Origin of the sequence: Cronobacter universalis NCTC 9529, assembly GCF_001277175.1 — a bacterium.
Lineage (GTDB): Bacteria > Pseudomonadota > Gammaproteobacteria > Enterobacterales > Enterobacteriaceae > Cronobacter > Cronobacter universalis.
In genome coordinates, this window is the sequence record NZ_CP012257.1 from 3,310,185 (window position 1) to 3,323,871 (window position 13,687).

Consider the following 13,687-nt stretch of genomic DNA (forward strand, 5'->3'; position numbering starts at 1 on the left):
GGTAAAGGTTGACGATGAAAGGTCGCTCAAACAATCCAATTAGTGCCACCACGTCATACCCTGTAAAGTCGCTGCCGCGATAATCATGTAGCGCAGCGCCTTGCCAAGGCACAGAAAAAAAATTACCGGCCCCCAGGGAAGGCGCAGCCACCCTGCCAGCAGGCATAATAAATCACCGACCAGAGGCAGCCAGCTTAACAGCAGCGCCGACGCCCCAAACCGTTGCAGCCAGCCCTGCGCGCGTTCCTGCCAGCGCGACGACTCGCGCAGCGGAAACAGCCGCCCAAGAATAACGTTAGTTAACCCCCCAAGGCTATTACCTATTGTTGCGGTTAATACCAAAAGCCAGGGGGCGGTTTTCACGCTCACCAACAGCGCGACCAGTACCGCTTCGGAACTGCCCGGCAGCAGCGTGGCGCTCAGAAAACTGCTGGTGAAGAGCGAGAGGAGCGACAGCGCGTCGCTCACAGCAAACGTACGTCCACGGCATCCATTCCCGCCAGACGCGCCGCTTCGAGACCGAAATCCGCGTCTTCAAACACGACGCATTTTTCAGGCGCGACGCCCATGAGCGTGGCGCAGCGCAGGAAAGTATCAGGTGCGGGTTTGTGATGCTGTACATGATCGGCGGCAACCACCGCGGTGAAATAATGACGCAGACCAAGATGCGCCAGCAGCGCTTCCGCCATCGCGCTTTCGCTGCCGGTGCCGACCGCCATAGGACGGCGGCCGTGCCAGGCCTTAACCACGTCAATGAGCGGCAACGGGCGCACCGTATCCAGGAGCATCGCCTGCACCGCCGCGGTTTTTTCACGCGCCAGCGCATGAGGACAGAGATCGGCCTGATTCAGTTCAATGACAGCCTGAGCGATGCGCCAGGTAGGCGAACCGTTCAGCGCGACCATCGCCTGCTCGTCAAACTGCATGCCGTAGCGGCCAAGGACGTCGCGCCAGGCTTTCCGGTGCGTCGGCTCGGTATCGAGGATGGTGCCATCCATGTCAAAAATCAGCCCGTCGTAACGCTCGTACATCATGTCCTCATTACCTGACCGCCAGGAATGTTACTTTAGCTTAAACCGTTAATTTTGTCGCTGTTAAGGCTTAGGGGCGGTGGCGAGAGAGTAATGGACGTCGCGTCAAAAGGGGCGATGTTGAAATGTGTGAGACAGGAAAAATATTTAAAAGAGAGGATATGGTGCATCCGGGAGGATTATTCGGCTTCGCCTCACCCTGACGGGCCGCTGCGAGAGCAGCGTTATCCTCCCTGGAGTTCGCGACAATCAATCGCTCACCAGGTCACGTCATCATCGCTGATACCGTGGAGAATAATGGTGCATCCGGGAGGATTCGAACCTCCGACCGCTCGGTTCGTAGCCGAGTACTCTATCCAGCTGAGCTACGGATGCATCGGGGATATTGCTTTACTGCGGTTCACGTCATCATAAAGATACCGTGAAAATAATGGTGCATCCGGGAGGATTCGAACCTCCGACCGCTCGGTTCGTAGCCGAGTACTCTATCCAGCTGAGCTACGGATGCATCGGGGATACTGCTTTACTGCGGTTCACGTCATCATTGCTGATCCCGTGGAGAAATATGGTGCATCCGGGAGGATTATTCGGCTTCGCCTCACCCTGACGGGCCGCTGCTGAAGCAGCGTTATCCTCCCTGGAATTCGCGATAATCATCGCTCACCAGGCTACGTTATCATCGCTGATACCGTAGAGAAATATGGTGCATCCGGGAGGATTCGAACCTCCGACCGCTCGGTTCGTAGCCGAGTACTCTATCCAGCTGAGCTACGGATGCATCGGGGATACTGCTGTACTGCTGATATTAGTATCGCTACGAAAGCCATACTAAGTAAGAGATGGTGCATCCGGGAGGATTCGAACCTCCGACCGCTCGGTTCGTAGCCGAGTACTCTATCCAGCTGAGCTACGGATGCAAAATGGCGGTGAGGCGGGGATTCGAACCCCGGATGCAGCTTTTGACCGCATACTCCCTTAGCAGGGGAGCGCCTTCAGCCTCTCGGCCACCTCACCACACGCCTCTTACGAGTGCTTCGAAGAGCTTGTTTCGTCTCATCGTCGCTGCGTGGCGCACATATTACTTTCTGGGACTTATAAGTCAAACAATTTTTCCCGACTCTGTATCGTTTGCACAATTACCGCCCAATCCGCCTGCTTTGCCAACAAAAAGGCTGTTTTATCAACGCAAATGCGCTGCGACAGGAGCATATCAAGCCAGGAAAAGAGAAACGGAAAAGCGCGTCGGAAGACGAAGAAATCAGAAGAAACGAGGAAGGAAAAGAAAAAGGGGATGCGCCTCGCCGGTGTGAGCGAGACGCGACAACTCAGTAACTGGACTGTTGCGATTTTTCAGCCTGGATACGCTGGTAGATCTCTTCACGGTGTACAGATACCTCTTTGGGGGCGTTCACGCCAATACGTACCTGGTTGCCTTTTACCCCAAGAACTGTCACGGTCACCTCATCCCCAATCATGAGGGTTTCACCAACTCGACGAGTCAGAATCAGCATTCTTTGCTCCTTGAAAGATTAAAAGAGTCGGGTCTCTCTGTATCCCGGCATTATCCATCATATAACGCCAAAAAGTAAGCGATGACAAACACCTGAGGTGTAAGCAGTCACGGCATTACATTCTGTTAAACCTAAGTTTAGCCGATCCAGAAAAAATCAACCCGACTTTATCGTTATAGTTCGGGCACAGATAAAGACGCCATAACAACAAGGAGTTATGGCGTCTTTACTGCCGTTTTGGTTTTACAGCTTCGCGGTTACCCAGCTTTCAACGCTGCCAAGCGCTGCAGGCAGCGCCGCGGCATCAGTGCCGCCGGCTTGCGCCATATCCGGGCGGCCGCCGCCTTTACCGCCGACCTGCTGAGCAATCATGCCCACCAGTTCGCCAGCTTTGACGCGATCCGTCACATCTTTCGATACGCCCGCGATCAGGGAAACTTTCCCCTCCGCCACGGTCGCCAGCACAATTACCGATGAGCCGAGCTGATTTTTCAGATCGTCAACCATCGTGCGCAGCATTTTCGGCTCAACGCCTGCGAGTTCGCTGACCAGCAGTTTCACGCCGTTGATGTCGACGGCTTTGCTGCTGAGGTTCGCGCTCTCCTGCGCCGCCTGCTGTTCTTTGAGCTGCTGCAGCTCTTTTTCCAGCTGACGGGTGCGCTCAACCATCGCGCGAACTTTGTCGTTCAGCGTCTGGCTGTCGCTCTTCAGCAGGTGAGACAGCTCGTTCAGACGGTCGTTCTGGGCATGAACCAGAGACAGCGCGCCTTCGCCGGTTACCGCTTCGATACGGCGCACGCCTGCGGCGGTGCCCGATTCAGAAACGATGCGGAACAGGCCGATATCGCCGGTGCGCGATGCGTGGATACCGCCGCACAGCTCGGTGGAGAAATCGCCCATGCTCAGTACGCGCACGCGGTCTTCATATTTCTCGCCGAACAGCGCCATCGCGCCTTTGGCTTTCGCCGCTTCCAGATCCATGACGTTGGTTTCAATCGGCAGGTTGCGACGGATCTGCGCGTTCACCAGATCTTCCACCTTGCGGATCTCTTCCGGCTTCATCGCTTCGAAATGGGAGAAGTCGAAACGCAGGCCTTTGTCGTTGACCAGAGAACCTTTCTGCGCGACATGGGTGCCAAGCACCTGGCGCAGCGCGGCATGCATCAGGTGCGTCGCCGAGTGGTTGAGACGGATACGGTCGCGGCGCGCATGGTCCACTTCCGCTTTAACGCCCTCGCCCACTTTCAGAACGCCGCTGGCCAGCTCGCCAATATGGCCAATCGCCTGACCATATTTCTGGGTATCGTTAACGGTGAACGTAAAGCCATTGCCTTTCAGCTCGCCTTTATCGCCAACCTGACCACCGGACTCCGCATAGAATGGCGTCTCATCCAGCACCACAACGGCCTGCTGGCCCGCAGTGACTTGCTCAACGGATTTGCCATCGACAAACAGCGCGGTGACTTTCGCAGTCAGCTCGGTCTGATCGTAACCTTTAAATTCTGACGCGCCGTCAACGCGGATCATCGCGTTGTAGTCCGCGCCGAAACCGCTGGATTCGCGCGCGCGGCGGCGCTGCTCTTCCATAGCGGCTTCAAAGCCCGCTTCGTCAACTTTAATGTTGCGCTCGCGGCAGACGTCCGCGGTCAGATCGACCGGGAAGCCGTAGGTATCATACAGACGGAAAGCCGTTTCGCCGTCGAGCGTATCGCCCGTAAGCTTCGCGAGCTCTTCATCCAGCAGCGCCAGACCACGCTCCAGCGTGCGGGCAAACTGCTCTTCTTCGGTTTTCAGAACCTGTTCAACCTGCGCCTGCTGGCGTTTCAGCTCATCGCCCGCCGCGCCCATCACTTCCACCAGCGGCCCAACCAGCTTGTAGAAGAAGGTGTCTTTCGCGCCCAGCATATTGCCGTGACGAATCGCGCGGCGAATGATGCGGCGCAGCACATAGCCGCGGTTTTCGTTAGACGGAATGACGCCATCGGCAATCAGGAAGGCGCAGGAGCGGATATGGTCAGCGATAACGCGCAGCGATTTGTTGCTCAGATCGGTCGCGCCGGTGACGTTCGCCACCGCCTTGATAAGCTTCTGGAACAGATCGATTTCGTAGTTAGAGTTAACGTGTTGCAGCACCGCGGCGATACGCTCAAGGCCCATGCCGGTATCCACGGACGGCTTCGGCAGCGGTTCCATGGTGCCGTCAGCCTGACGGTTAAACTGCATAAACACGATATTCCAGATCTCGATATAGCGATCGCCATCTTCTTCCGCGCTGCCCGGAGGGCCGCCCCAGATGTGGTCGCCATGATCGTAGAAAATCTCGGTGCACGGGCCGCACGGGCCGGTATCGCCCATCTGCCAGAAGTTGTCGGACGCGTAAGGCGCGCCTTTGTTATCGCCGATGCGGATAATACGTTCGCGCGGGATCCCGACTTCTTTTTCCCAGATTTCGTAAGCTTCGTCATCGGTTTCGTAGACGGTTACCCACAGGCGATCTTTCGGCAGGTTAAACCACTGCGCGCCGGTCAGCAGCTCCCAGGCGTACTGGATAGCGTCATGTTTGAAGTAGTCACCGAAGCTGAAGTTGCCCAGCATTTCGAAGAAGGTGTGGTGGCGGGCGGTGTAACCGACGTTTTCCAGGTCGTTGTGCTTACCACCGGCGCGCACGCAGCGCTGCGCGGTCGTCGCGCGGGAATAATTACGCTTGTCGAGACCAAGGAACACATCCTTGAACTGGTTCATCCCGGCGTTGGTAAACAGCAAAGTCGGGTCATTATTCGGGACCAGAGAGCTACTGGCGACTACCTGGTGTCCCTTGCTATGGAAAAAGTCGAGAAACGCCTGACGGATCTCAGCGGTGCTCTTGCTCATAATTATCCTGAAATCAAGCTAACGAAATGTGTCACCCGAGTGGCGCAGCACGCTGCCGCCAGTCAGGCTAAACGGAAAAAAGTGGGAATAAGATAAGTTTTCTTTACAGGGAAGTAAAACCCCGCATGGGGTCATCACTCAAAATTTCGGTAGATCGCCTGGATATCTTCCATGTAATAGCCGCGATACAGCAAAAAGCGCTGGACTTTCGCTTTTTCGGGGAAGGTGCGCGGCAGCGGCGCGCCGAATTTGCGCTCGGCCTGATCGCGGGCCTGCGCTTCCCAGTCGACCTCACAGGCGGCGAAGGCGCTGTCGCACGCGGTACGGGAGATGCCTTTCTGTTGCAGCTCCTGACGAATACGCTGCGGTCCGTAGCCTTTACGACCGCGGCTGGCGATATAACGCTCGGCAAAATGATCGTCGTCGAGATAACGCTGCTCATGGCACCAGGCGATCACTTTCTCGATATCTTCCGGCGTGGCCTGCGCCTGCTCATCGTCATTTTTACCAGGCAGCACGGCGCCCAGCTTGCGTCTGAGCTCTTGCTCGCTGTGATCGCGCATTGCGAGTATCCGCATGGCGCGGTCGAGAAGTCGGGAGTAAGCGGAACGGCGGGGAGTGGCGTCAGTCATAGGCGTGAAAACAGTGGCGAAGTTGTGGAGACAGAAAAAAGTAAGGGCTGCATCAGCAGCCCTTGAGATTAAAACTCTTCGTTGGTTTCTTCAACGCCGCCGTCGTTATCATCGACGGTGAAGTCAGGCGTAGCGTCCTGGTTGTTGAGCAGCATTTCGCGCAGCTTCTTCTCAATTTCGTCAGCCATTGGCTTGTTCTCTTTGAGGAAGTTGGTCGCGTTCGCTTTACCCTGACCGATCTTCTCGCCGTTGTAGCTGTACCAGGCGCCTGCTTTCTCAATCAGCTTGTGCTTCACGCCAAGGTCAACCAGCTCGCCGTAGAAGTTGATGCCTTCACCGTAGAGGATCTGGAATTCAGCCTGTTTGAACGGCGCAGCGACTTTGTTTTTCACCACTTTCACGCGGGTTTCGCTACCTACCACTTCCTCGCCCTCTTTCACCGCGCCGATACGGCGGATGTCGAGACGGACAGAAGCGTAGAATTTCAGCGCGTTACCGCCGGTCGTGGTTTCCGGGTTACCAAACATCACGCCAATCTTCATACGGATCTGGTTGATGAAGATAAGCAGGGTGTTAGAGTTTTTCAGGTTACCGGCCAGCTTACGCATCGCCTGGCTCATCATACGTGCCGCGAGGCCCATGTGAGAGTCGCCGATTTCGCCTTCGATTTCCGCTTTCGGCGTCAGGGCCGCAACGGAGTCGACAACCAGCACGTCAACCGCGCCGGAGCGCGCCAGCGCGTCACAGATTTCCAGCGCCTGCTCGCCGGTGTCCGGCTGAGAGCAGAGCAGGTTATCGATATCTACGCCGAGCTTACGGGCATAGACGGGATCGAGCGCGTGCTCTGCGTCGATAAACGCACAGGTTTTACCGGCGCGCTGTGCCGCGGCGATAACCTGCAGCGTCAGCGTGGTTTTACCTGAAGATTCCGGGCCGTAAATTTCCACGATACGCCCCATCGGCAGACCGCCCGCTCCCAGCGCGATATCCAGGGAGAGAGAGCCGGTGGAGATCGTTTCCACATCCATGGTGCGATCTTCACCCAAACGCATGATGGAGCCTTTGCCGAATTGCTTCTCAATCTGGCCGAGTGCTGCCGCCAACGCCTTCTGCTTGTTTTCGTCGATAGCCATTTTTACTCCTGTCATGCAGGGTGAGCCCAATTGCGCCACGCTGCGAATTTGTTTCGTTGGTGCAATTATACTGTATGAGCATACAGTATCAAGTGTTTTGTATAAAATGTTGCCACAAGGTTTGCAGCGCAAACGCGGTCGCCTGACGGCGTACGGAATCCCGATTGCCATCAAAGCGTTGCACGCGAGCTTCGACCCTTCCCTGGTTGTCGGCAAAGCCAAACCAGACGGTGCCGACGGGCTTATCAGAGGTGCCGCCATCAGGCCCGGCGATACCGCTGACTGAGACGGCGTAAGAGGCCGCCGCCGCATTCAGCGCGCCCAGCGCCATTTGCCTGACGACCGGCTCGCTGACCGCGCCATGCGCCGCGAGCGTGGCGCCATCCACGCCGATAAGTTGTTCTTTGGCCTCATTACTGTAGGTCACGAAGCCGCGTTCAAACCAGGCGGAACTGCCGGCGATATCGGTAATGACTTTCGCCACCCAGCCGCCGGTGCAGGATTCCGCTGTCGTCACGGTCGCGCCCTGCGCCTTCAGCGCAGCGCCAAGCTGCTGACTTAACTGCATTAATTCGTTATCTGTCATGACGGCTCCGATTGTAAACGTAACCCCAGGCATCCCACAGCGATTTTTCAGCGTTGCAGGCAGTTACATCGGGTTTTACGAGGCGAATTCAAGGTTTGAGGTCAGTTTATTTCCCCGCCCGCACAGGCGGGGAAACGTCTTACTGCACCCGGGCGAGCGCCACCGCCTGGCCGAGCTGCCAGACCGCCATCGCGTAGTGCGTACTATGGTTATAGCGCGTAATGGCGTAGAAGTTAGGCAGACCGTACCAGTACTGGTAGCCGCTGCCGATGTCGAGGCGCAGGAGGCTCGCTTCGGTGTGATCGCCAAGCGGCTGCTGCGGCGTTAAGCCTGCCGCCGCCAGCTGGCCGACGCTGTATTTGGTTTTAAAACCGTTCTCAAGCTGCGGCGCCTGGCCGTTGGCGGGCACCGCCACTAGATCGCCCTTCACCCAGCCGTGTTGCTGGAAGTAGTGCGCGACGCTGCCGATAGCGTCTTCCGGATCCCACAAGTTGATGTGCCCGTCGCCGTTAAAGTCGACCGCGTACTCTTTATAGGAGGACGGCATAAACTGGCCGTAACCCATCGCGCCTGCGAATGATCCCTTCAGCGCCAGCGGATCGTCGCCTTCATCGCGCGACATCAGCAGGAACGTTTCGAGCTCGGCGGCAAAATAGTCGGCGCGGCGCGGGTAGTTAAAGGCGAGCGTCGACAGCGCGTCGATAATACGGGTTTTGCCCATCACGCGGCCCCAGCGGGTCTCCACGCCGATAATCCCGACCACGATTTCCGGCGGTACGCCGTAAACCTGCCAGGCGCGGTTAAGCGCGTCCTGATACTGGTTCCAGAACGCCACGCCGTTTTGCACGTTGTCCGGCGTGATGAATTTATTGCGATAGCGCAGCCAGGCGCCGTTCGGCCCCGGGGCAGGCTGGGTGGTCGGCGCCTGGCGGTCCATCAGACGCAGCACGTAATCGAGCCTTTTGGTCTGTGAGAACACTTCCTGGAGCTGCTGACGGTTAAACCCGTGCTTGCTGACCATCATATTGATGAAATTTTCCGCCGCCGGATTGCCGGTGAAATCCCCGGTGGGCAGCAACATATCGTGCTGCGGCTGGAGCAGGAAGCCGCCCTGGCTTGCGCCTGCGGTCTGAGTGGTTGCGGATTGAGACTTCGGCTTGCTGCTGCAGGCGGCAAGCGCCATCATCAGCGGCAACAGGGCGACATAGCGACGCTTTAACATGAGATATCCATATGGCTGTTCAGAACGAATGGCAGTAATGGTAGATCATCCTGGGCCAGGCGAGGAAGCGCGGCGCGAGGCGCAGGCGGGAAATTTTACCGCCTGCGCGCGCTGTCAGAGGACTTTACTGAGAAAAGCCGCGGTGCGCGGGTTCTGCGGGGCGGTAAAAAGCTGCGCGGGCGGGCCTTCTTCCTGAATCACGCCGCTATCGATGAAAATCACCCGGTCGGCGACTTCACGCGCAAATCCCATCTCGTGGGTGACGATAACCATCGTCATGCCCTCTTCGGCAAGATTTTTCATCACCGCCAGCACTTCGCCCACCAGCTCCGGGTCCAGCGCGGAGGTCGGTTCGTCAAAGAGCATGACCGACGGGTTCATCGCCAGCGCGCGGGCAATCGCCACGCGCTGCTGCTGGCCGCCGGAGAGGCTCGCGGGCCAGGCGTCGCGCTTATCGCTCAGGCCCACTTTAGCCAGCAGCCCTTCGGCGAGCGTCACCGCCTGCGCGCGTTTCATACCCTTCAGGCTCATCGGGGCCATAATGAGATTTTCCAGCACCGTCATGTGCGGAAACAGATTAAAGCGCTGGAATACCATTCCGACGCCCGCGCGCAGCAGGTTTACATCGGCGTTGCGGTCATGCACGGCAAAACCGTTAACCAGGATTTCGCCCTCTTCTGCCGTTTCCAGCGTGTTAAGGCAGCGCAAAAAGGTGCTTTTGCCGGAGCCGGAAGGACCAATGACGCAGACCACCTCTTCCGGTTTGATGTCGCAGTTTATGCCGCGCAGAACGTGGCTTGCGCCGAAATGCTTATGCAGATTTTTAACGTGAATCACTTTTGCCAAACCTCTTTTCCAGCCGCGCCACCAGCTGCGATAGCAGGAAGGTAATCACCCAGTAGACCAGCGAAATGGTCAGGTAGGGCTCCCAGTATGTGGCGTAGGCGCCGGAGACGGTACGCGCCGCATAGGCGAGATCCGCAAGACCGATGGCAGACGCGAGCGATGAGTCTTTCACAATGGCGATCGCATTGTTGCCAAGCGGCGGCAGGATGCGGCGAAACGCCTGCGGCAGAATGACTTTGCGCATGGTTTTCCACCACGGCATGCCGAGCGCGCGCGACGCCTCCATCTGCCCGCGGTCGATAGACTGAATGCCCGCGCGGAAGATTTCAGACACGTACGCGCCCGCGTTAAGCGTAATCGCCACGATACAGGAGAGAAACGCGCCGTAATCGGAGCGCAGCATACGGGCGAATTCGCTGCTCATCAGCCCGCTCTCCACCAGCCAGCCGTCGCGCGGGTTAATAAAGAGCGGCACCAGCGCGAAGTGCACCACCATGATCTGTACAAACAGCGGCGTGCCGCGAAACGCGCTGACATAAAAGCGCACCGGGAACTGCACCAGGTAGCGCAGCACATATTTCCACGGCCCGTGCTCCGCGTGCGCCATGCGCCCCAGCCCGAGCGTCAAGCCCCACAGCGTGCCGAGTATCACGCAGATGATGGTGCATTTGATGGTCATCCAGGCGCCCTGCATAAACAGCGGGCCATACTCCTGGATTATCTCCCAATGAAATCCTGACATGTCCATTTCCGAAAAAGAGGCGGCTGCCGCAGAGACGGTCAGCCGCTAAATAACAGGAAGCGAAAGCGCGCGATTACTGCGCAGGCAGCGTCGGCACGTTATCGTCAAACCAGGCTTTGTAGATTTTCGCGTACGTGCCGTCAGCGACGATCTTCGCCAGGCCCGCGTTGATTTTATTGCGCAGTTCGTCGTTGCCTTTCGCCACCGCGATCCCGAAATACTGACGTTCAAACTTCGCGTCCGGCACCAGTTTGAACTGTTTCTCCGGATGCTGTTTGATGTAGTACTTCACCACGCCCACATCGCCCACGGCGGCGCTGACGCCATCTTCAAACAGCTCCTGAAGCATCAGCGGCGTGTTGTCGAAGCGCTTAATCGCCGTGTTGTTTTTGCCAAGCGCGTCGGAAACCACGATATCCCCGGTGCTGGAGTTCACCACGCCCACTTTTTCATTTTTCAGCGCGGCCAGTGAATCCACTTTTGAATCTGCCGGAACGACGATGGATTGTTCTGCCGGGAAATAAGGCGCAGAGAAATCGACCATCTGCTTACGCTTATCGGTGATGGTGATGCCGGAGATAAGAATGTCGCGATCGCCTGAACCGAGCGTCGCGAAGATCCCTTCCCACGGCGTGTTCACCAGCTTCACGTTGAAGTTTTCCGCTTTGGCGATGGCTTTAATAATGTCGATATCGAAACCTTCCAGCTGTTTCTGGCTGTTTTCGAATTCAAACGGACGATAGGTGCCGCCTGCGCCGACGACATAGGTTTCCTGCGCCGCAAACGCGCTGCCCGCGAGGGCTGCCATTAACAAACCGGCCTTGAGTAAAGATTTTACCATGATCGCAACCCTCATTTTTATGCACTCAATATGAATAAAAATACATACATTAGTCAGGTCGCGCAACCAGAATATATTCTCCGTTGACTTACCCACCCCGCCAGTTCTGGTAGTCAAGCGCAGCGGCTTAAATGCCGATAACGCTCAGTGGTTTTCAAATCAAGGGGCTGAAATGAAACGACATCCTGTCCAGTCGAGAACGTTTAAAAGCGCAGGTTACGATCCGACCTGCTCGATTATGGAAATTGAGTACGCCAACGGGCGCGTGGAGCAGTTTCTCGGCGTACCGGCGAAAACCTGGCAAACCTTTCTGATGAGTAACGAGAAAGAGAGCTGGTTTAGCAACAATATCAAAAGCAGCTTTTTCAAAGTTTCCGTGAGTTGAGGCGATAAAAGAAGGCATAAAAAAAGCGTGGCGAGCCACGCTTTTTTATTGGGCTAATCACAGGCGGGGATCAGAAGGTTTCCCAGTTATCGCCCCCCGCAGGCGCTGCCAGCGCGGGTTTTACCGGCTCGATGCGCGCAAGCGGCGCGGCGCCGGTGCGTGCTGGCGTACTGACGACGCCGCGAGAGACCTTAAAGGCCGCCACCGCCTGGCGCAGTTGCTCCGCCTGATCTTCCAGCGCCGCCGCCGCCGCGGCGGACTCCTGTACCAGCGCGGCGTTCTGCTGCGTAACGCTGTCCATCTGCGACACCGCAAGGCTCACCTGCTCAATGCCGCGGCTCTGCTCATCAGACGCCGAGGCGATTTCACCCATGATATCGGTCACGCGGGTCACCGCCTGCACAATCTCTTTCATGGTGTCGCCCGCTTCCTGCACCTGGCCGGAGCCGGTATCGACGCGGTTTACTGAATTTTCGATAAGCGCTTTGATCTCTTTCGCCGCGTTGGCGCTGCGGCTGGCGAGCGTGCGCACTTCCCCCGCCACCACCGCGAAGCCGCGGCCCTGTTCGCCCGCGCGCGCCGCTTCTACGGCGGCGTTGAGCGCGAGAATGTTGGTCTGGAAGGCGATGCTGTCGATGACGCTGGTGATGTGTGCAATCTGCTGCGAGCTTTCGGCGATGGATTTCATGGTCTGCACCACGTTATCCACCACGCGCCCGCCTTTGTCCGCGGTCTCCGAGGCGTTTTTCGCCAGCTGCGACGCCTGACGCGCGTTATCGCTGTTCTGTTTCACGGTCGCGGTTAGCTGCTCCATGCTGGCGGCGGTCTCTTCCAGCGACGCGGCCTGCTGCTCGGTACGCGCGGAGAGATCGTTGCTGCCTGCGGAGATTTCGCCCGCGCCGGTGTAGATGGATTCCGTGCTGTCGCGTACCGCCGTGACGGTGCCCGCCAGCGCCTGCTGCATCCCCTGAAGCGACGCGGCAAGCTGGCCCATTTCGTTACGTCCTCCCACCGCAATCTGGCGCGTTAAATCGCCGCCGGCAATCGCGCGGATATGCTCCATCGCGTCGCGCAGCGGCCCCAGCAGCAGATGACGTAAGCCCTGCCAGATGGTGGCGATCGCCAGCACCACAATGACCGCGATAACGCCGAGCGTCCAGAGCATACCGGTAAAGCTCTGCTGGTTCTCCTGGGCGGCGGCCTGCAGCAGCGTGGTGTTCTGCGCGCGCCAGGTGGTGTAAACCTCTTCCATCTCATCCTGCGCTTTCTGGGCGTCGAGATTGCCGTAAGCCTCATAATTATTCGCGCCGAGATAGCCGATGGACGCCTGAAGCGTGTCATGCAGCGCCTGGTATTTTTCGGCTATTTTGCTTGCCGTCGCTTCATCCTGTCCGTTCAGGCGCGGCGAGCCTTTGTAGAGCGCAAAATGCTTTTCCGCTTTGCCAAGCGAGGTGGAGGCGGTCGCCAGCAGTTTGTTGATCGCCGCAAGCGACGCCGGATCGCGCTGGTTTTTCAGGAAGCGGATCGCCACGCGGTTCACCGTCACGCGGGTTTTTACCAGCGTCTGAAAACTGTCGCCAAGCTGCTCCTGCTGGAAATTAAGTAAATTCGCATTCTGGAAATTATTTCTGTCATTATTGACTGCCGTATAAAAAAGGCTGCCGGTGACCATTTGCAACACCGTAAAGGTCAACAGGATAATAATAATCCCGCTAACCACTTTTATATTTTTAATCATTGTTAATCATCCCCTGAACCAGGCGTTATTGTGTAGCTGTTATCGGAACGGCGTGCGCAAACTTTATCCACCCCGCTGAAATATGCGAGCGGCGCCATGATTTAAAACAAAAAGATAAACACTCTGATTTTTTAGCCGATAGTAAAAGT

At 57.2% G+C, this 13,687-nt stretch carries 13 protein-coding genes and 5 tRNA genes; 1 reads left to right on the plus strand and 17 read right to left on the minus strand.

The window, feature by feature from the left end:
* Positions 1 to 39 precede the first annotated feature (39 nt).
* The 16 genes from AFK65_RS15215 to AFK65_RS15290 all read right to left on the minus strand — a co-directional run bounded on the left by AFK65_RS15215 (position 40) and on the right by AFK65_RS15290 (position 11,415).
* Complete coding sequence (locus AFK65_RS15215; protein ID WP_007701145.1) at positions 40 to 468, minus strand: YqaA family protein; 429 nt, start codon at positions 466 to 468, stop codon at positions 40 to 42.
* A complete protein-coding gene (gene yqaB, locus AFK65_RS15220) occupies positions 465 to 1,031 on the minus strand; it encodes a fructose-1-phosphate/6-phosphogluconate phosphatase (protein WP_004386439.1) in 567 nt (188 codons plus the stop codon). The genes AFK65_RS15215 and yqaB overlap by 4 nt, the downstream gene beginning before the upstream one ends.
* Positions 1,032 to 1,329: 298 nt before the next feature.
* Positions 1,330 to 1,406, minus strand: a tRNA-Arg gene (locus AFK65_RS15225).
* 56 nt (positions 1,407 to 1,462) lie between these two features.
* Positions 1,463 to 1,539 (minus strand) — tRNA-Arg (locus tag AFK65_RS15230).
* Positions 1,540 to 1,732: 193 nt separating this feature from the next.
* A tRNA-Arg gene (locus AFK65_RS15235) sits at positions 1,733 to 1,809 on the minus strand.
* Between the two features lie 62 nt (positions 1,810 to 1,871).
* A tRNA-Arg gene (locus AFK65_RS15240) sits at positions 1,872 to 1,948 on the minus strand.
* 4 nt (positions 1,949 to 1,952) lie between these two features.
* Positions 1,953 to 2,045 (minus strand) — tRNA-Ser (locus AFK65_RS15245).
* Positions 2,046 to 2,356: 311 nt separating this feature from the next.
* A complete protein-coding gene (gene csrA, locus AFK65_RS15250) occupies positions 2,357 to 2,542 on the minus strand; it encodes a carbon storage regulator CsrA (RefSeq protein ID WP_000906486.1) in 186 nt (61 codons plus the stop codon).
* 243 nt (positions 2,543 to 2,785) lie between these two features.
* Positions 2,786 to 5,413 (minus strand): alanine--tRNA ligase, encoded by a 2,628-nt coding sequence (gene alaS / locus AFK65_RS15255; protein ID WP_032804888.1) that lies wholly within the window; start codon positions 5,411 to 5,413, stop codon positions 2,786 to 2,788.
* A gap of 134 nt (positions 5,414 to 5,547) precedes the next feature.
* Positions 5,548 to 6,045: a recombination regulator RecX gene (gene recX, locus AFK65_RS15260; protein ID WP_032804890.1), complete on the minus strand. Its 498-nt coding sequence runs from the start codon at positions 6,043 to 6,045 to the stop codon at positions 5,548 to 5,550.
* A 68-nt stretch (positions 6,046 to 6,113) separates the two neighbouring features.
* Positions 6,114 to 7,178 carry a recombinase RecA gene (gene recA, locus AFK65_RS15265; RefSeq protein WP_007701154.1) on the minus strand — a complete coding sequence of 355 codons (1,065 nt, stop codon included), beginning with the start codon at positions 7,176 to 7,178 and terminating at the stop codon, positions 6,114 to 6,116.
* Positions 7,179 to 7,266: 88 nt separating this feature from the next.
* Positions 7,267 to 7,764, minus strand: coding sequence for a nicotinamide-nucleotide amidase (pncC, locus tag AFK65_RS15270; RefSeq protein WP_038856448.1), 498 nt, complete (start codon positions 7,762 to 7,764; stop codon positions 7,267 to 7,269).
* A 139-nt stretch (positions 7,765 to 7,903) separates the two neighbouring features.
* The gene (gene mltB, locus AFK65_RS15275) at positions 7,904 to 8,986 is read right to left on the minus strand and encodes a lytic murein transglycosylase B (protein WP_038856446.1); all 1,083 of its coding nucleotides are present in this window, start codon (positions 8,984 to 8,986) and stop codon (positions 7,904 to 7,906) included.
* A 114-nt stretch (positions 8,987 to 9,100) separates the two neighbouring features.
* Complete coding sequence (locus AFK65_RS15280) at positions 9,101 to 9,823, minus strand: amino acid ABC transporter ATP-binding protein (RefSeq protein WP_038856445.1); 723 nt, start codon at positions 9,821 to 9,823, stop codon at positions 9,101 to 9,103.
* The gene (locus AFK65_RS15285; RefSeq protein WP_004387893.1) at positions 9,810 to 10,574 is read right to left on the minus strand and encodes an amino acid ABC transporter permease; all 765 of its coding nucleotides are present in this window, start codon (positions 10,572 to 10,574) and stop codon (positions 9,810 to 9,812) included. The genes AFK65_RS15280 and AFK65_RS15285 overlap by 14 nt, the downstream gene beginning before the upstream one ends.
* 73 nt (positions 10,575 to 10,647) lie before the next feature.
* The gene (locus AFK65_RS15290) at positions 10,648 to 11,415 is read right to left on the minus strand and encodes a basic amino acid ABC transporter substrate-binding protein (RefSeq protein WP_032804891.1); all 768 of its coding nucleotides are present in this window, start codon (positions 11,413 to 11,415) and stop codon (positions 10,648 to 10,650) included.
* Between the two features lie 172 nt (positions 11,416 to 11,587).
* Between AFK65_RS15290 and AFK65_RS15295 the strand changes: the two genes are divergently transcribed.
* Positions 11,588 to 11,800, plus strand: a complete 213-nt coding sequence (locus AFK65_RS15295; protein WP_007701184.1) for a KTSC domain-containing protein — start codon at positions 11,588 to 11,590, stop codon at positions 11,798 to 11,800.
* Between the two features lie 70 nt (positions 11,801 to 11,870).
* Here AFK65_RS15295 and tcp read toward each other — a convergent pair whose 3' ends face one another.
* Entirely contained in the window at positions 11,871 to 13,538 is a 1,668-nt protein-coding gene (gene tcp, locus AFK65_RS15300) for a methyl-accepting chemotaxis citrate transducer (protein WP_038856444.1), read from the minus strand.
* Between the last annotated feature and the right edge of the window lie 149 nt (positions 13,539 to 13,687).

Coding starts and splice junctions, on each gene's coding strand:
- yqaB (WP_004386439.1), bottom strand. CDS start 1,031: ATGTACGAGCGTTACGACGGGCTGATTTTTGACATGGATGGCACCATC.
- csrA (WP_000906486.1), bottom strand. CDS start 2,542: ATGCTGATTCTGACTCGTCGAGTTGGTGAAACCCTCATGATTGGGGAT.
- alaS (WP_032804888.1), bottom strand. CDS start 5,413: ATGAGCAAGAGCACCGCTGAGATCCGTCAGGCGTTTCTCGACTTTTTC.
- recX (WP_032804890.1), bottom strand. CDS start 6,045: ATGACTGACGCCACTCCCCGCCGTTCCGCTTACTCCCGACTTCTCGAC.
- recA (WP_007701154.1), bottom strand. CDS start 7,178: ATGGCTATCGACGAAAACAAGCAGAAGGCGTTGGCGGCAGCACTCGGC.
- pncC (WP_038856448.1), bottom strand. CDS start 7,764: ATGACAGATAACGAATTAATGCAGTTAAGTCAGCAGCTTGGCGCTGCG.
- mltB (WP_038856446.1), bottom strand. CDS start 8,986: ATGTTAAAGCGTCGCTATGTCGCCCTGTTGCCGCTGATGATGGCGCTT.
- AFK65_RS15285 (WP_004387893.1), bottom strand. CDS start 10,574: ATGTCAGGATTTCATTGGGAGATAATCCAGGAGTATGGCCCGCTGTTT.
- AFK65_RS15290 (WP_032804891.1), bottom strand. CDS start 11,415: ATGGTAAAATCTTTACTCAAGGCCGGTTTGTTAATGGCAGCCCTCGCG.
- AFK65_RS15295 (WP_007701184.1), top strand. CDS start 11,588: ATGAAACGACATCCTGTCCAGTCGAGAACGTTTAAAAGCGCAGGTTAC.
- tcp (WP_038856444.1), bottom strand. CDS start 13,538: ATGATTAAAAATATAAAAGTGGTTAGCGGGATTATTATTATCCTGTTG.